Raw genomic sequence first — 16634 nt, 5'->3', positions numbered from 1 at the left:
CCCAGCCTGGAAGGTATCCAATGAGTGATCGAAAGAGCGTGGGATGGACCGCCCTGTTCGCGGCGCTTGCCATGACATGGACAGCATCGCTGACGCCGTCGCCGGCGACGGCGCAGGCCAAGCTGGTGGTCGCGGTCGCACCCGCGCCCGAGATGGTCGCGGCGTTCATCGCAAGGGAACAGGGACTGTTCAAGAAAAACGGGCTCGACGCCGAGGTGCGCGTGATCCAGGGTGGCGCAGCGATCCCGGTGGCGCTCGCCTCCGGCGGCATCCAGATCGGCGTGTTCGGCACGCCCAACCTGCTGCAGGCCAACGACAGCGGCCTCGACTTCGTCGTTGTCGCCGGCGGCGCGGTGGCGTCGAAGACCGACGAGAATTATGGCATCGTCGCCAAGGCCGGCTCCGGCATCGAGACGCCGAAGGATCTCGCCGGCAAGAAGATCGCGCTGCCGGGCCTCGAAGGCTTCTTCCATGTGCTGGCGCGCGAGTGGCTGACCAAATCGGGCGTCGATTATACGACCGTCACCTTCATCGAGGGTAACTTCCCCGCCCTCGGCGACATCCTCAAGGCGGGCACGGTCGACGCCATCGTCACCACCCAGCCGTTCCTCGGTCGTGCGATATCGAGCGGCGCCGGAGCGAAGGTGTTCCACATCGCCCATGAGCTGCCCGACGGTTTGCCGCCGTTCGTCTATGTCGCCACCCGCAAATGGGCGGAAGCCAATCCGGCCGTGGTGAAGGCGTTCAAACAGTCGATCGCCGAGGCCATCACCGTCGCCGAAACCAACGTCGAGGCCTCGCGTGCCGACTACGGCAAGTACGTCAAGCTGCCGCCGGAGGCGCTCGCCACCGTGCAGTGGAACAAGATGAGCGCCGACGTCCGCCCCGACCAGATCCAGCTTTGGATCGAGATGATGCAGCGGCAGAAGATGCTGAAGACGCAGATCGACGCCGCCTCGCTGTTTCCCAAGTGACGTTGTCCGACCGCGTTCCCCGCGACGTCTTCGAGCGTGAGCATTTGCCTGCTGTGAACCTCCCCCCGCATCCCCTGCCGCCGATCCTGCGCTTTGACTCCATCGCCCTCGATCTTGGCGGCCGCCGTGTCATCGACGGGCTGTCGTTCGATGTCGCCCGCGGCGAGTTCGTCTGCATCGTCGGCCCGTCGGGCTGCGGCAAGACCACGCTGCTGCGGCTGGTCTCCGGCCTGCTGCAGCCGACCGGCGGCGCGGTGCTGCGCGAGGACCGCCCGATCGCAGGCCCCTCGCCCGACGTCGCCATCGTGTTCCAGGATTATGGCCGGGCGCTGCTGCCGTGGCGCACGGTCACCGGCAATGTCAGCCTGGCGCTGGAAGCGGCACACGTGCCCAAGGCGGAGCGCCACGGCCGCATCATGGCGCTGCTCGACAAGGTCGGGCTGCACGCCCATGCCGACAAATACCCGGCGCAGCTCTCCGGCGGCATGCAGCAGCGGCTGCAGATCGCGCGCTGCCTCGCCCAGCAGCCGACCATCCTGCTGATGGACGAGCCGTTCGGCGCGCTCGATGCCATGACACGGCAGGGCCTGCAGGACGAACTGGCAAGCCTTGCCAGCGACGCCGGCGCAACCGTGATCTTCGTCACCCACGACCTCGAGGAGGCGATCTATCTCGGCGACCGCGTGGTGACGCTGGAGGCCAATCCCGGCCGTCTCGCCGACATCGTCGAGGTGCCGCTGGCGCGGCCGCGCGACCAGTTGCTGACGCGCGAGCATCCCGACTTCCTGCGCCTGCGCCACGGCCTCTACGACTTCTTCAGGCAGCACCATTGATGCCGGCGCGAACCATCCTGCAGGGCCTCGCGCTTCCTCTCGGCGCACTGCTGCTCGCCGAGATCGCGATGCGCGCGAGCGGCATCCACAGTGATGGCCTCGCGCTGCCAAGCGACGTCGGCGTCGCCGCCATCACGGGTCTGCGCGACGGTACGGTCCTGCTGAACACCGGCGACACGCTGGTGCCGGCGTTCGGCGGCGCCCTGCTCGGCGGCGGCCTCGGCCTGCTGGTCGGGCTGTGGCTCGGCCTCTCGACGCTCGCCGACGACCTGTCGGCGCTCACCGTCGAGCTGCTGCGGCCGATCCCGCCGGTGGCGCTGATCCCGCTGGCGCTGCTGGTGTTCGGCTTCGGCTTCACCATGGAGGCGCTGATCGTCGCCTTCACCTGCTTCTGGCCAATGCTGCTGCTGACCCGCGCCGCGACGCGGGCGATCGACCGCGAGCTGCTCGACGTCGCCGATGTCCTCGGCCTGACGGCGGCCGCGCGGATCTGGAAGATCGTGCTGCCGGCGAGCCTGCCGAGGGTGTTCGTCGCCGCCCGCCTCACCCTCGGCATCGCCCTGATTGTCGCCGTCACCACCGAGATCGCGGCCAATCCCTCGGGCATCGGCTATGCGCTGGTGTCGGCGCAACAGGAGCTGCGGCCGGACATCATGTATGTCTACGTCGCCTGGCTCGCCTTGCTCGGCTGGGCGCTGAACAGCGGCCTCGTGCTGCTCGAACGCCAGTTGTTCGTGGTCGGCCGCGCCGAGGTTGCGCGATGACGTCTTTCGCGCGCCTCGGCTCCGTCGGCATCGTGCTCGCCATCGTCGCGCTGTGGGGCGCCGTGGTCGCGGCCGGCGCCGTGCCGCGGGTGTTCCTGCCGGGTCCGGGCGCGACGGTCGCCGCGCTCTGCGACGGGCTCGTCCATGGCGACCTGCTGGCGCTGACGCTCGCCACCATCCGCCGCATGATCGTCGGCTGGATCCTGGCATCCGTCGCCGGCGTCGCGCTGGGGACGGTGGTCGGCCTGTCGCGCCATGGCCGCGCCTTCCTGCTGCCGACGCTGGAATTCCTGCGTCCGCTGCCGGCATCGAGCCTGCTGCCGGTCGGCATCGCGCTGTTCGGCCTCACGCCCGGCATGCTGCTGGTCACGGTCGCCTTCGGCGCGATCTGGCCGACGCTGCTTGCGACGGTGCACGGCTTCAGCAGCATGGACCAGCGCCTCCACGAAGTGGCGCGGGTGCTGCGGCTGTCGCGCACCGCGTTCGTGATCAAGCTCGGCCTGCCCAACGCGCTGCCGGACATTCTCTCCGGCATGCGGCTGTCGCTCACCGCGTCACTGATCGTCACCGTGGTCGGCGAAATGCTGACGGCCCAGACCGGGCTCGGCACCACCATCCTGATGGCCGGGCGCACCTTCCGCAGCACCGACCTCTATGCCGGCGTCATCCTGCTGGGCCTCGTCGGCTTCCTCAACAACACCCTGCTCGAACTTGCCGAACGGCGCCTGCTCGCCTGGCGGCGCCGCTGAACAACCCGCAAAGGAGGCACCCCATGGCCACGTCCTTCGACCGCACCACCACCATCGACGAGGTCCTCGACGGCCTCGACCTGCACGGCAAGACCATCCTGGTGACCGGCGCCTCGTCCGGCCTCGGTCAGGAAGCCGCCCGCGGTCTCGCCGCGAAGGGCGCCCATGTCATCCTGGCCGTGCGCTCCACGGCGCGCGGCAACGCCGCAGCGGACGCCATCCGCGCCCGCCATCCCGCCGCCTCGCTGGAGGTCCGCCTTGTCGACATGGGCTCGCTCGCCAGCATCCATCGCTTCACCGACGAGATCGCTCTCGCGCATTCCGCGCTGCATGGCCTGATCGGCAACGCCGGCGTGATGGCGACCGACGAGGGCCACACCAGCGACGGCTTCGAGCTGCAGTTCGGCACCAACCATCTCGGCCACTTCCTGCTGGTGAACCGCCTCACCCCGCTGCTGGTCGCGGGCGCGCCGTCACGCCTCGTGATGATGAGCTCGGGCGCGCATCGCCTGCACAGCGTCGACCTCGACGACCCCAACTTCGGGAGCAAGCCCTACGATCGCTGGGATGCCTACGGCCAGTCGAAATCGGCCAATGCGCTGTTCGCCCTCGCCTATGACGACCGCCATGCCGTGCAGAACGTGCGCGCCTTCACCGTCGCGCCGGGCATCATCACCGACACCAACCTGCATCATCACCTGACCGAGGAGATGTTCGTGCCGCTGCGCGCCCGCCAGCCCGGCGTGGTCGACCTGCCGCGCAAGAGCCTCGCGGCGGGCGCCGCGACCATGGTGTGGGGGCTGGTGCATCCCGACCTCGACGGCCACGGCGGCGATTTCCTCGAGGACTGCGGCTTCTCGCAGGTCAATCCCGACCCGCGGCTGCCCAACGGCGTCATCCCCTGGGTGCGTGACCGCGACCTCGCAGACAAGGTCTGGACCCTGTCCGAGCGCCTCGTCGGCGAAACCTTTCCTCGTCCCTGAACCACGGAGCCCGACATGACCGAGCCCACCCCACAGCGGCCGCAGCTCGCCCAGACCATCGCCGGCACCCTCGGCTTCAACCGCCTGCCGAGCAGCGACGCCCTCGCGGGGACGACGCTGGCGCTGACGCTGGAGAACGGCGGCAAGGCGACCATCGCCTTCGGCGGGGACAACAGTTGCATCTGGAGCGGCCTGCCTGGTTTCACCGCCGCATCCGGCCACGCAGCGACCGACGTGGTCGAGGCGGCGCCGGGTGTGTATTTCATCGACCTGCTGCTGTCGCCCGATGCACCGGAAACGGTCAACGTCATCGCCGACACCGTCACGCGGCATGTCTTGATCGTCGGCACGTGCATGAACCCGCCGGTCGAACGCGACACCCGCCTGTCGCAGCTGTTCACCCCGGCGACCATCGACGGCGGCGTGGCGAGCGGCGGCGCGCCGGCTCCGACCCGCGATCTCGTCAACCACCGGGCGCTGTACCACTACAGCCCCGAGACGACCTACGAGCACATCTACATCAATACGAAGTGGTACGCCTACCAGTGCATCAAGGGTGCGCGGCGCGGCGACTGCGGCTGCGATCCCGTCAGCTACTACAAGATCAGGGACGATCTCTATGTCGTCACCTGGCGCGAGATCCTGATCGATATTGCCGTCGTGTTCGTCTACGACATGAAGGCGATGCGCACCACCGGCAAGGCCTGGGGCCTGCTCGGTGCGCCGCCGCAGATGCGCAACGCACCGGCCGGCGCGTTCATCGAGCTGCTGCAGGGCGCAAACTATCCCGCCGAGGTCGAGCTGGTCTGACGCGGATGATGCCTGGCGGCCCGCCTCGCTGACATCGCCGCCATCCGTTGCGGCGCGCCGGCCCGACGCGTTGGGGGACGCGGACGACCGATGCGCTCCAAGCCCTGCAGGCCCGCGGATGATCCGCGCGGCCTGCAGGGTAGTCTCTCACGCCATCCTCCTCACTTCGGCGTCAGCGTGATCGCCTCCGCCGTCGCCGCCTCGACCGCGGCGCGGCTGTAGAGCAGCGGCACGTACGCGCCCGTCGCCCACAGCGGCGCGAGGTCGCGATAGTGCGGGCTGAAGGGGTCGCCCGACTGTCCCGGCGTGTTGATGGCGCGGCTCGCATCCCAGTTGCCGACATCGAGCACCATGCGGAACGAGGCGCCCGCGGTGAGCTGATAGTCGGTGCGGCGGTAGGTCGCCGCGCGCGGCACGTTGGCGGCGCCGCCATACGCCAGCGGCCCCACCGTGAGCTGCGCCGCGGTGGCCTTGTCGGCGAGCGGCGCCAGCGCATGGGTGAACAATGCGCGGTGCAGCCGTCCCCACGCCCAGCGCGACGGATCGTTGCCGAGCTTGTCCGTCACCTCGGCGACCGCCTTGCCGAGGCTTTCCAGCAGCAGGCGGTCGCGCATCGCAGCCGGGTTGTCGCCGAACCCGGCATCGGGCTTCTCCAGCAACGGCACGAGCGCCGGGATGCTCGTCGGGTCCGCGGCGATGATGTCGGCCGCCTTCGGCGCCACGGCTTTGGCAACCGCCACCGCGAGATGGTTGGCGATCCACACCTCGAACACCGCGGCCGCGGCGCTGTCGGCGGTGTCGCGGGCATCCCAGGCCTTCAGGAGGTCGAGCCCGCGCCGCGTATCCGCGTCGTCCGACGACAGCGGCTTGAGCAGCGCGACCAGCCGCCGCCCGAGCATCGCGGTGTCGTCGTTCTGCAGGTCCATGGCGTCGGCGAGCGTCATCTTCTTGTTGGCGCCGAGCACTTCGACGATGCGCTGCCAGCGCGCCGCGTCGGACCATTCGAAGCCGACCTTGCGCTCCTTCACCGGATAGTCCGGCGGCAGGTTCATCTGGTTGGCGGTGGCGAACCAGCCCTGCTCCGGCCGGTAGACCTTCGGCAGTTCGTCGAGCGTGAGGAAGCCCTGCCATTCATAGCGGCCATCGCCCGGTGCCGGCATCAGGCCGTCATAGCTGACGCGACGCGGGATCTTGCCGCCCGGCACCCAGCCGATGTTGCCTTTGACATCGGCATAGACCTGGTTCTCCGACGGCGCGCCCCAGCGCCGCATCGCGGTGAGAAAGCCGTTCCAGTCTTTCGCCGTCATGTAGTCGGACGAGCCGAAATAGGCCGAGGTGCCCGGCTCGAACCACACCGAGCGGATGGCGAAGGCGCGGTGGTTGGCGTCATCGACGAACAGCACCGGCCCGTGGCGGGTGAATTTCAGCTCGAGGTCCCGCGGCGCCTCGCCCTTCACCTCTTCCTTCTCGTGCACGATGCGCATGCGCTCCCAGCCGCCATCGTAGCGATACTGGGTCGGGTCGGCCGGATTGAGCTCGTAGACGTAGAGGTCCTCCTGGTCGACATTGAAGATGGTGAGGCCGAAGGCGATGGTGCCGTTGTGGCCGATCGAGATGCCGGGCAGCGCCGGCTCGCCGGCGCCGATCACCGACAGCCCCGGCGCATTGAGGCCGACGATGTAACGCAGTGACGGCACGCTGTGCTCGCGATGGGGGTCATTGGCGAGGATCGGCCGCCCGGTTGCGGTGCGCGAGGCCGCCACCACCCAATTGTTGGAGCCGATGGTGTCGCGCTGCGCGTCGGCTTCCGCGAGGAAGGTGTCGGGATCGTGCAGCATCGCCGCCTTCTGCCCGGGCGCGGCAAACGTCACCGGACGGGTGGCGAGGTCGTAGAGCGCGAGCACGTCCTTGGGCACGCTGCAGGGATCGAGGCCGTCCGGCACCCTGGTTGTCCACGGCGGCTCGAGCTTGACGCGCAGGCGATCGGCCTCGAGCCCGGCGGCGCAGGCGACCTGCGCGCGGCGTACCTCGGAGGCGACATTGCGCGTCAGCCCGTGGCTGCGGACGCGAACCACGTCCTCGGCCGACCACAGGTCCGGCAACGTGCCGGCAAGACGGAATTCCATCGGCAGCGGCCGCCGCCCCTCGCGCACGTCGGAGACATAGGCGTTGACGCCGGCGACGAATGCCTCCGCATAGGTCCGCGCCTTGGGGCCGTAGGAGGCCCATTCCGTCGCCATATCGCCGCGGTAAACGAACAGCCGCAGCGCCCGGTCCTGCTCGACATAGGACGGGCCGAAATCCTTCGCCAGGAGGCCGAGGCCGCGCTTGCGCCAGAGATCGATCTGCCACAGGCGGTCGCGCGCGGCGTTGAAGCCCTGCAGGAAGAAAACGTCGTGCTCGTTGCCGGCATAGATGTGCGGAATGCCCCAGACGTCGATCAGGATCTTGGCCGGCGCCTGCAGCCCGGCCACGGTGGAACTGGTGAGACGCGCCGCCGACGGCAGGCCGTCCTTGGCCTCGCGCGCCGCAGCCGGCGGACCCGAAGCGGCGATCGCAATCGCCGTGAGACTTGCGGTGACAAATAACAAACGAACGGCCCGTGTCAGGCTCTTGTGCATTTCCATCCCCATAATCTGTCGCGATGCCGGCCTTGAACCGGACGCGATCTTGTCCGGCACGGCGCGTAGCCATGCCGGTTAAGACCAGACGGTAGCTTGCCACCCCTGACGACGGCAAGGCATCTGGCGAAGCCGGCAGATCTGTGGGGAATCAGGCGCCTGGCTCCGAAAAACGCGCCGGCGGATGATGTCGATCCCCGCCGAAACGGCCCGCAATTGACATGATCGTCATTGTATAGCAGTGCGACAACCTCAGAGTTCGCCCACCCTCTCGCGAGAAAGAGACTTCACATGACCGAGATTCGCCGCCTGCACTCCAACGCCCGCATGAGCCAGGCCGTGGTCCATGGCAACACCGTGTACCTCGCCGGCCAGGTCGCCCAGCGCGCCGGCGGCGGCTCGGTCGCCGAGCAGACCCGCGACATTCTCGCCCGCATCGACGAGTTGCTGGCGGAGACCGGCTCGGACAAGACCAAGATCCTGTCGGCGACCATCTGGCTGACCGACATGAGCCGCTTCGCCGAGATGAACGAGATCTGGGACGCCTGGGTCGCCCCGAACGGCCAGCCGGCGCGCGCCTGCGTCGAATCGAAGCTCGCGGCACCGTCCTACAACGTCGAGATCGCGATCATCGCCGCCCGCTAGTCCCGACCACAGGGCGTCGCGCCGGCCATGCCGCGCGGCGCCCTGTCCGAACCGCCCTCGCCGCGCCGCTCTCCGGCGCGGCGGCGTGCCGGCGCCAAGCCCGCCGCAGGAGTTTCAATGTTCAGGGCCGTGAAGCATCTGTTCGACGAGAGTTCGCCCGACTTCAAGGCGCGGCTGATCGCGATCTATGCCGTCGTCGGCGTTCTGAACATCGGCGCCTGGATCTGGGCCTTCATCGCCTTCCGGCACAGCCCCACCATGCTCGGCGTCGCCCTGGTGATCTACGGGCTCGGGCTGCGCCATGCGGTCGATGCCGACCACATCGCCGCGATCGACAACGTCACCCGCAAGCTGATGCAGATGCGCCAGCGCCCGGTCGCGGTCGGCTTCTTCTTCGCCATCGGCCACTCGACGGTAGTGATCATCGCGAGCGGCGCGGTCGCGGTCGCCGCCACGCTGCTCGGCAGCTTCGGCGCCTTCCAGAACATCTCCGGCATCATCGGCACCAGTGTCTCGGCGCTGTTCCTGCTGGCGATCGCGGCGATGAACATCGTGATCTTCGTGTCGATCTACCGCAGCTACCGCCGCGTTCGCGCCGGCGGCCCCTATGTCGAGGAAGACCTCGACCTGCTGCTCGCCAACCGCGGCGTCCTGGCGCGCCTGTTCCGCCCGGTGTTCCGTCTGGTCACCAAGAGCTGGCACATGTTTCCGCTAGGCTTCCTGTTCGGCCTCGGCTTCGACACCGCGACAGAGGTCGCGATGTTCGGCGTCTCCGCGGCGCAGGCCGCCAAGGGCGTGCCCTTCACCGCCATCATGGTCTACCCGGTGCTGTTCGCCGCGGGCATGTCGCTGGTCGACACCACCGACGGCGTGATGATGCTCGGCGCCTATGAGTGGGCGTTCGTCAAGCCGATGCGCAAGCTCTACTACAACATGTCGATCACGCTGGTGTCCGTGATCGTGGCGCTGCTGATCGGCGGCATCGAGGCGCTCGGCCTGATCGGCGGCCGGCTCGGCCTCGAAGGCGCGTTCTGGGAATTCGTCGCCGCCCTCAACGAAAACTTCAACAACCTCGGCTTCGTCATCATCGGCCTGTTCATCGGCGCCTGGGTGCTGTCCTATGTCATCTACAAGGTGCAGGGCCTCGACGAGGTCGACGTGCGGATGAGCGGGCAGTCCTGAGCGGCAAGCGGCTGGTCGGCGAGCCGGCCCCGGCCTCTATCGGCGACAATGACGGAGTTTGCGGGCACGCCGCGCGCAAGCACGTTTCAGCGGGATCGGGACGGCGTTCGCGAAACGGGTTGGCTGGGGAACTAGGATTCGAACCTAGACAGGCAGAGTCAGAGTCTGCAGTCCTACCATTAGACGATTCCCCACCAGGTGCCGGCCAAGGCTGCCATGGGCAGCGTGTTGCGGAGCGAGGTCCGCATCGGCACGACGAAGCGTCTGGCGCTCGATATAGAGCGCTCGCGCGCCGCGGTCTACCCCATCGCGCAGCCAAATTTGGCAGGGGTCGGCTGTTTTTTGTGATTATCGTCCGCCATGGGCCCCTCGGCCGCGCTCGGGCGCGGCGCACGGGTTCCCGGCCATGGTCAACGGCAGGTTAACGGCGGCCCCGCGGCGGCGCGCGGCCAGCCGCCCGCTGGAACAAATTCCTCCGCAGGAACAATATATTACCAGAATGTAGCACGGTCTCCCCGGCGAAATCTTGCAGAAGCGTGACCACGACCCCCGCATCGTGCGACGCGCGCTTAACCGTTTGTCCAAACACCCCCTCCATAGTCGGTGTCTGGATAAGCACAGGTTGCAGGCTCGTCGGTCCCTTTCATGCTGAGTTCGGCCCCCCTCGCCCCGTTCGGGCGCGTCATCGTGGTTCGCGGGTCGCAGGCCCGCCTGGGCCTGCTCGCTTCCGGTCAGATCAGCCAGACCGAGGCGCGCGCCACCGTCGGCCGCTTCGTCAGCATCCGCAGCGGCGCGGCGTCGATCATCGCCATCATCACCGAGGTGTCCTGTGAGGGGTTGTCCCCCGGCGGTGACTATCTCGCCATCGCCGCGGTCGATCTGCTCGGCGAGATCCAGGGCGGCACGGCGCCCCGCTTCCAGCGCGGCGTCACCGGCTATCCGGCGATCGGCGACATCGCCAACCTCACCACCAATCAGGAGCTGCGCACCATCTACACGCCGGCGCGCGCCGACCACATCCATGTCGGCACGCTGCAGCAGGACGCGAGCGTGCAGGCCTATGTCGACGTCGAGGAGATGCTGAACAAGCATTTCGCGGTGCTCGGCTCGACCGGCGTCGGCAAGTCGACGGGCGTGTCGCTGCTGCTCAACGAGATCCTGCAGGCGCGGCCGAACCTGCGCATCTTCCTGCTCGACGTCCACAACGAGTACGGCCGCTGCTTCGGCAGCCGCGCGCTGGTGCTCAACCCGCGCAATCTCAAGCTGCCGTTCTGGCTGTTCAACTTCGAGGAAATCGTCGACGTGTTCTTCGGCGGCCGCCCCGGCGTGCCCGAAGAGGTCGAGGTGCTGGCCGAGACGATCCCGCTCGCCAGGGCGATGTACACCCAGTACCAGAGCACCGACCGGCTCGGCGTCAAGCGTATCGAACCCAGGACCACCGGGTTCACCGCGGATACTCCGGTGCCCTATCGCCTGGTCGATCTCACCGCGCTGATCGACGAGCGCATGGGCAAGCTCGAGAACCGCTCGTCGCGCATCGTCTACCACAAGCTGCTGTCGCGCATCGAGACGGTCAAGAACGACCCGCGCTACACTTTCATGTTCGACAACGCCAATGTCGGCGGCGACACCATGGCGGAGGTCATCAGCCACCTGTTCCGCATGCCGGCGAACGGCCGGCCGATGACCATCATGCAGCTCGCCGGCTTCCCGGCCGAGGTGGTCGACGCGGTGGTGTCCGTGCTGTGCCGCATGGCGTTCGATTTCGGGCTGTGGAGCGACGGCGCCTCGCCGATGCTGTTCGTGTGCGAGGAAGCCCACCGCTACGCGTCCGCCGATCGCAGCATCGGCTTCGGGCCGACCCGCAAGGCGGTGTCGCGCATTGCCAAGGAAGGCCGCAAATACGGCGTCTACCTCGCGCTGATCACCCAGCGCCCGGCAGAACTCGACCCCACCATCATCTCCCAGTGCAGCACGCTGTTCGCCATGCGCCTCGCCAACGACCGCGACCAGGCGCTGCTGCGCTCGGCGGTATCGGATGCCGCGGCCAACCTGCTGTCGTTCGTGCCGTCGCTCGGCACCCGCGAAGTGCTGGCGTTCGGCGAAGGCGTCGCGCTGCCGACCCGGCTGCGCTTCAAGGAAGTGCCGCCGCAGCAATTGCCGCGCGGCGAAGCCACCATCGCCACCGTGCCCGCGACCAGCCGCGGCCAGGACATGCACTTCGTCGCCTCGGTGCTGGAGCGCTGGCGCGGCGCCACCACCAGCCGCGACATGCCGAACGATCCGTCGTTCACCGACAAGCTGCCGCCGGGCCCGCTCGACGCGCCGCTGCTGCAGCCATCGCTCGGGCACGACCCGGACCGCTTCCAGCTTCTGAAGAAGCCGCTGCGCTGACAGCGGCGGCAGCGATCGCGGCGGCGTGGCCGGGCCATGAGGCCCGCACGACAGACACTTCAGCCTCATGGTTCGAGACGCCCGGCTTCGGGCACCTCACCATGAGGGGCGTCGCGGATGTGCGCTCTGGACGCTGCGATGTTCTTTGATCATGCTGCGGCCCGACGCGACGTCACGACCCAACGGATCAGACTGATGACAGAGCCCGCTCTCCAGCGCTTTCCGCTCCCCTCGCTCAACGAGCTGCCCGACGACATCCGCACCCGCATCCTCGGCGTGCAGGAGAAGTCGGGCTTCGTGCCCAATGTGTTCATGACGCTGGCGCGGCGGCCGGACGAGTTTCGCGCCTTCTTTGCCTATCACGACACGCTGATGGACAAGGACGGCGGCCTCACCAAGGCCGAGCGCGAGATGATCGTGGTCGCCACCAGCGCGGTCAACCAGTGCCTGTACTGCGTGATCGCCCATGGCGCGGTGCTGCGCATCCGCGCCAGGAAGCCGCTGCTCGCCGACCAGATCGCGGTCAACTACCGCAAGGCCGACATCACCGAGCGCCAGCGCGCGATGCTGGATTTCGCGGTCAAGGTCACCACCGTCTCGCACACCGTGGGCGAAGCGGATTTCGCCGCGCTCGCCGCCCACGGCTTCAGCAATGACGAGATCTGGGACATCGCCGCGATCGCGGCGTTCTTCGGCATGTCGAACCGGCTCGCCAACTTCACCAATACGCTGCCGAACGACGAGTTCTACCTGATGGGACGACTGCCGAAGGCATGAGCCCACGGCTGCCGCGACTGGCCGGCGCGATCCGCCATCGTCGGGATCGCGCCGCGCTTTACGGCTATCAGTCCGCCGCGGCCGGGCCACACCAGCCCGGCAGGTAGATCGCGTCCTGGCTCTTGGCCAGCGTCAGCGCCTTCTCCAGCGCCTTGTCGAAATCCGCCTCGACCGTCCGGCGCGACAGCCGGTTGCGCAGGAAATCCGCCCACACGAACTCGCTGAACGGCGTGATGTCCTTGGCGAAGCCGCCGATCCGCCGCAGCTCGCCGGCGAGGCTGCGGAACGGATCGTCCTTCAGCTGATCCACCGTCTTCGGCAGCTTGCGATAATTCTGGCGCACTCCCTTGGAGTCGTAAGGGTAGACCCAGCGGCGCGCCTCCATCACGTTCCAGAACACGGCGGGATCGACCATGGTGAGGTCGGCGACGACGGTCACGAGGATGTTCTTGACGCCCTCCTCATGCAGCGCCCGCGACAGATGATGATGGTCGATCACGTAATGCTTGTGTCCGGGCCCCATCACCACCGGGATCATGTGGCTGCCGAGCAGCTCGGCGCGCTTCTTGGCCTTGTGCTCGCGCCAGCGTTTGCGCTTCTCTTTCACCTCGCGCATGCCGACCGTCAGCTGGGTCGGCTTCAGCGACAGGATCGGAACAGGCTGAAGGATGGGTTCACGCTTGTTGGTCATACACAACTCCTCAATGACTCGTTTTCAATCGATCGCCTCAAATGCATCGCGGCCGCGATGCGAGACGTCCTGGCATGCCTGATCCCAGTGCGGCGGATCTGATATTCGCTCCAGCATTTGCAGCGTGTCCTCCAAAGCCAATGTCGGATCCAAAACCACACTGAAATCTTGTATTTGCAAGTGCCCTGCTTCCAACATTCGCAAACAGCCTTCCGCAAGGGGATGCGAATGTTGGAATCGGGACGCCCGCGCCCACCCAACACCATCCCGTCGCGGCCACAGGAGCCACGACGGGACCTGGAAAAAGCCAGGACTCGCAAGGTTAGATCGCGCGCCCACTGCTCCGCAAGTCGCAACGCCGCCGCCATCAAAAGCCCGCGATCCCGCACCGCCCTGCAATTAAGCGGTTTCGGCGCGCGACGATCGTGCTAGGCTTTGGCCGTAACGCTTCACGAACAGGCCTGATTTCATGTCGAGCCGGCAGCCGGTCGTGACCAATGACGATCATCGCGTCATCCCGTTCAGACCGCGGACCCTCGCCAAACCTCCCGGTCGCCCGCTTGCGGTGCTGCAGGACAATCATGCAGCCCGCGATGGCCGGCCGATCGCGCTGAATGTCGTCAAAAGCATACCGAATGCGGCGTCTCCGCTGAATCACGCCCGGACCGACGACTATCGCCATCGCATGCTCATCAACGTCGCGGCGCTGATGTTCACGCTGCTGCTCACCGCCATCGGCGTCTGGCTGGCAACGACGCTCGCCGACATGCGCCGCACCCAGGACTGCGTGCTGGTCGGCCGGCGCGACTGCGGCAAGCTGCCGGTGGACAAGATCATCCCGTCCCGACCGGCGGACCACATCTGATCGGCGCGCCGACCGCCGCCGCGGGCAGGCGTCGCCGGCCGCGAAGCCGCCGGGACGAATCGCACCCGCCAAATTCCGCCGCCACCGTGCCCCGGCCACCAGAATTCCATGATTGCGGTGTGGCCTGCGCAGCCCGTGGATCCCCGAATCCCGGCCGCCGGGCTGCGCGACGGCTGGATGCGGGCGATTGCACAACGGGACGTGGAGGGCCTCCACACCCCACCCGCGCTGGCATTGAACTCAAGCCGGCGCTCCGATATACGGGCATTCGACTTCATGCCGGAGGATGGCCCCTTCCCGGCACGACCACTCTTGCGACCTGCCCAATCACGGCAATTCTCGCAAATACATCAAAGGCTTAATGATGACAGCCACATTCGATCAGGTCGCCAATATCATTGCTGAGACCTGCGACATCCCTCGCGACACGATCACCCCCGAGAGCCATGCCATCGACGATCTCGGCATCGACAGCCTGGACTTCCTCGATATCGCGTTCGCGATCGACAAAGCGTTCGGGATCAAGCTGCCGCTCGAGAAGTGGACCCAGGAGGTCAACGACGGCAAGGCGACCACCGAGCAGTACTTCGTCCTGAAGAACCTCAGCGCGCGTATCGACGAACTGGTCGCCGCCAAGGGCGCTTAAAGCCCGGCCGCCATGAATCTCGCATACTTCCAACTGATCGACCGCATCGCCGCCCTCGACGTCGGCGAGCGGACGATCACGGTCGAAGCCAACGTCCCCGAGACCAGCACCATCTTCGAAGGCCACTTCCCCGGCTATCCGCTGATGCCGGGCGTGCTGCTGATCGAGGCCATGGCGCAGACCTCGGGCTGGCTGCTGATCGCGATGATGAAGTTCGAGCGCATGCCGTTCCTGGCCTCGGTCAAGGAAGCGAAGATGCGCAGCTTCATTGCGCCGGGAGAACGGCTGATCATCGACGCCACGATCGCGCATGAAGGCTCGGGCTTCGCGGTGACCGACGCAAAAATCTCGGTGGATGGCAAGCTACGTTGCAACGCCAGCCTGACCTTCCGCCATGTCCCCTTCCCCCATCCCGACCTGCGCCGCCACATGGATCTGATGGCGGACAAGCTCGGTTTCCCCCGACAGGCGATCGCCCATGGTTGACGCGCAGGCTGATAAGCAACCGTCGGACGCGCACGAGGCCTGGATCACCGGCATCGGCATCGCGTCCTCGCTCGGCCTCGGCCTCGATGCGCACTGGGAAGCGCTCGCCGCGCGCCGCGTCAATGTCGACGGCAGCGGCTATGCGCCCTACATCGTGCATCCGATGGTGCCGGTGTCGTTCGACGCCCAGATCCCCAAGAAGGGCGATCAGCGCCAGATGGAAGCCTGGCAGCGCATCGGCACCTATGCCGCGGGCCTCGCGCTCGATTCGGCCGGCGTGAAGGGCAACAAGGACATCCTCGCGAAGATGGACATGATCGTGGCCGCCGGCGGCGGCGAGCGCGATCTCGCCGTCGACAGCGCCATCCTCAACGCCGAGGCGCAGGGCAACAGCGCGCCCGGCTTCCTGAATGAACGGCTGCTCAACGACCTGCGCCCGACCCTGTTCCTGGCGCAGCTGTCGAACCTGCTGGCCGGCAACATCGCCATCGTCCACGGCGTCACCGGCTCGTCCCGCACCTTCATGGGCGAGGAAGCCGCCGGCGTCGACGCCGCACGGATCGCGCTTGCGCGCATCAACGCCGGCCAGAGCGACATCGCCCTGATCGGCGCCGCCCACAACGGCGAGCGCAAGGACCTCTTGATGCTCTACGAGTTCGGCGACTTCAATCTCAAGGACAGCTACCGCCCGGTGTGGGCGCGCGGCGAGCGTGGCGGATTCGCGCTCGGCTCGGGCGGCGTGTTCCTGGTGGTCGAATCGAAGGCGCATGCACAGGCGCGCGGCGCCAAGCCGTTCGCCCGCCTCAGCCGGGTGGTCGCCGACCACGCCCGGCGCAAGAGCGCCGGCGACGTCACCGCGACGCTCGAGAAGCTGTGGGGCGAGCTCAAGCCTGCGACCGACAAGGTCGCCGTGATCACCGGCGCCACCGGCGCGGAGCCGGCCACCGCCGAGGAGCGCGCTTTCCTGGCCGCGCACCAGCCGCTCGCAGTGCGCGCCACCAACACGATGTTCGGTCACACGGTCGAGGCGCAGTTTCCGCTCGGCCTCGCGCTCGCCGCGCTCGCGCTGTCACGAGGCGAGATGTTCCCGGCCAACGATTCGACCGGGTTCGAGATTGAAATGTCGGGGGCGCCGGACCAGATAGTGGTCGTCGGCGCCGGCCACTGGCGCGGCGAAGGCATGGCGCTGGTCGAGGCCGTGCGCTGATCGCGCA

General features: G+C 67.6%; 18 protein-coding genes and 1 tRNA gene. 15 read left to right on the top strand and 4 right to left on the bottom strand.

All coding sequences use genetic code 11. The annotated features are described in order from the left end of the window. The first annotated feature begins 20 nt into the window (after positions 1 to 20). The 6 genes from AB4Z37_RS17425 to AB4Z37_RS17400 are packed head-to-tail and all read left to right on the top strand — an operon-like array spanning position 21 to position 5113. Complete coding sequence (locus tag AB4Z37_RS17425) at positions 21 to 974, top strand: ABC transporter substrate-binding protein (protein ID WP_441517997.1); 954 nt, start codon at positions 21 to 23, stop codon at positions 972 to 974. 53 nt (positions 975 to 1027) lie between these two features. After that, complete coding sequence (locus AB4Z37_RS17420; RefSeq protein ID WP_441517996.1) at positions 1028 to 1807, top strand: ABC transporter ATP-binding protein; 780 nt, start codon at positions 1028 to 1030, stop codon at positions 1805 to 1807. Further along, positions 1807 to 2571 carry an ABC transporter permease gene (locus AB4Z37_RS17415; RefSeq protein ID WP_441517995.1) on the top strand — a complete coding sequence of 255 codons (765 nt, stop codon included), beginning with the start codon at positions 1807 to 1809 and terminating at the stop codon, positions 2569 to 2571. Before AB4Z37_RS17420 ends, AB4Z37_RS17415 begins: the two co-directional genes overlap by 1 nt. Beyond that, a complete protein-coding gene (locus AB4Z37_RS17410; protein ID WP_441517994.1) occupies positions 2568 to 3320 on the top strand; it encodes an ABC transporter permease in 753 nt (250 codons plus the stop codon). The genes AB4Z37_RS17415 and AB4Z37_RS17410 overlap by 4 nt, the downstream gene beginning before the upstream one ends. A 23-nt stretch (positions 3321 to 3343) precedes the next feature. Next, complete coding sequence (locus AB4Z37_RS17405) at positions 3344 to 4303, top strand: SDR family NAD(P)-dependent oxidoreductase (protein ID WP_441517993.1); 960 nt, start codon at positions 3344 to 3346, stop codon at positions 4301 to 4303. A gap of 15 nt (positions 4304 to 4318) precedes the next feature. Beyond that, positions 4319 to 5113 carry a MoaF C-terminal domain-containing protein gene (locus tag AB4Z37_RS17400; RefSeq protein WP_441517992.1) on the top strand — a complete coding sequence of 265 codons (795 nt, stop codon included), beginning with the start codon at positions 4319 to 4321 and terminating at the stop codon, positions 5111 to 5113. 161 nt (positions 5114 to 5274) lie between these two features. On the opposite strand, the gene AB4Z37_RS17395 is transcribed toward AB4Z37_RS17400, so the two are convergent. Beyond that, on the bottom strand, positions 5275 to 7734 hold the full coding sequence (locus tag AB4Z37_RS17395) for a penicillin acylase family protein (protein ID WP_441517991.1): 2460 nt from the start codon (positions 7732 to 7734) through the stop codon (positions 5275 to 5277). A 291-nt stretch (positions 7735 to 8025) separates the two neighbouring features. On the opposite strand from AB4Z37_RS17395, the gene AB4Z37_RS17390 reads away from it, so the two are divergent. Beyond that, on the top strand, positions 8026 to 8379 hold the full coding sequence (locus tag AB4Z37_RS17390) for a RidA family protein (RefSeq protein ID WP_441517990.1): 354 nt from the start codon (positions 8026 to 8028) through the stop codon (positions 8377 to 8379). A gap of 117 nt (positions 8380 to 8496) precedes the next feature. Beyond that, the gene (locus AB4Z37_RS17385; protein WP_441517989.1) at positions 8497 to 9561 is read left to right on the top strand and encodes a HoxN/HupN/NixA family nickel/cobalt transporter; all 1065 of its coding nucleotides are present in this window, start codon (positions 8497 to 8499) and stop codon (positions 9559 to 9561) included. Positions 9562 to 9681: 120 nt separating this feature from the next. On the opposite strand, the gene AB4Z37_RS17380 is transcribed toward AB4Z37_RS17385, so the two are convergent. Continuing rightward, positions 9682 to 9755, bottom strand: a tRNA-Gln gene (locus tag AB4Z37_RS17380). Between the two features lie 22 nt (positions 9756 to 9777). On the opposite strand from AB4Z37_RS17380, the gene AB4Z37_RS17375 reads away from it, so the two are divergent. The 3 genes from AB4Z37_RS17375 to AB4Z37_RS17365 all read left to right on the top strand — a co-directional run bounded on the left by AB4Z37_RS17375 (position 9778) and on the right by AB4Z37_RS17365 (position 12732). Then, positions 9778 to 9909 (top strand): hypothetical protein, encoded by a 132-nt coding sequence (locus AB4Z37_RS17375; RefSeq protein ID WP_441517988.1) that lies wholly within the window; start codon positions 9778 to 9780, stop codon positions 9907 to 9909. Between the two features lie 297 nt (positions 9910 to 10206). Beyond that, complete coding sequence (locus tag AB4Z37_RS17370) at positions 10207 to 11955, top strand: ATP-binding protein (protein WP_441517987.1); 1749 nt, start codon at positions 10207 to 10209, stop codon at positions 11953 to 11955. Between the two features lie 195 nt (positions 11956 to 12150). Next, a complete protein-coding gene (locus tag AB4Z37_RS17365; protein WP_441517986.1) occupies positions 12151 to 12732 on the top strand; it encodes a peroxidase-related enzyme in 582 nt (193 codons plus the stop codon). 67 nt (positions 12733 to 12799) lie between these two features. On the opposite strand, the gene AB4Z37_RS17360 is transcribed toward AB4Z37_RS17365, so the two are convergent. Together AB4Z37_RS17360 and AB4Z37_RS17355 are read right to left on the bottom strand one after the other, a co-directional pair. After that, complete coding sequence (locus AB4Z37_RS17360) at positions 12800 to 13423, bottom strand: ParB-like protein (RefSeq protein WP_441517985.1); 624 nt, start codon at positions 13421 to 13423, stop codon at positions 12800 to 12802. A 24-nt stretch (positions 13424 to 13447) separates the two neighbouring features. Further along, positions 13448 to 13621 (bottom strand): hypothetical protein, encoded by a 174-nt coding sequence (locus AB4Z37_RS17355; protein ID WP_441517984.1) that lies wholly within the window; start codon positions 13619 to 13621, stop codon positions 13448 to 13450. Between the two features lie 292 nt (positions 13622 to 13913). On the opposite strand from AB4Z37_RS17355, the gene AB4Z37_RS17350 reads away from it, so the two are divergent. The 4 genes from AB4Z37_RS17350 (at position 13914) to AB4Z37_RS17335 (ending at position 16627) form a co-directional block, all read left to right on the top strand. Next, a complete protein-coding gene (locus AB4Z37_RS17350) occupies positions 13914 to 14288 on the top strand; it encodes a hypothetical protein (protein WP_441517983.1) in 375 nt (124 codons plus the stop codon). A 364-nt stretch (positions 14289 to 14652) separates the two neighbouring features. Continuing rightward, positions 14653 to 14934 (top strand): acyl carrier protein, encoded by a 282-nt coding sequence (locus AB4Z37_RS17345; RefSeq protein WP_211969358.1) that lies wholly within the window; start codon positions 14653 to 14655, stop codon positions 14932 to 14934. Between the two features lie 12 nt (positions 14935 to 14946). Beyond that, positions 14947 to 15420, top strand: coding sequence for a 3-hydroxyacyl-ACP dehydratase FabZ family protein (locus AB4Z37_RS17340; protein WP_441517982.1), 474 nt, complete (start codon positions 14947 to 14949; stop codon positions 15418 to 15420). Beyond that, a complete protein-coding gene (locus AB4Z37_RS17335) occupies positions 15413 to 16627 on the top strand; it encodes a beta-ketoacyl-ACP synthase (protein ID WP_441517981.1) in 1215 nt (404 codons plus the stop codon). Before AB4Z37_RS17340 ends, AB4Z37_RS17335 begins: the two co-directional genes overlap by 8 nt. Positions 16628 to 16634 lie beyond the last annotated feature (7 nt).

The sequence above is a fragment of the Bradyrhizobium sp. 2TAF24 genome (assembly GCF_052115025.1).
Classification (GTDB): Bacteria; Pseudomonadota; Alphaproteobacteria; order Rhizobiales; family Xanthobacteraceae; genus Bradyrhizobium_A.
This window is presented reverse-complemented; position numbering and strand designations above follow the sequence as displayed.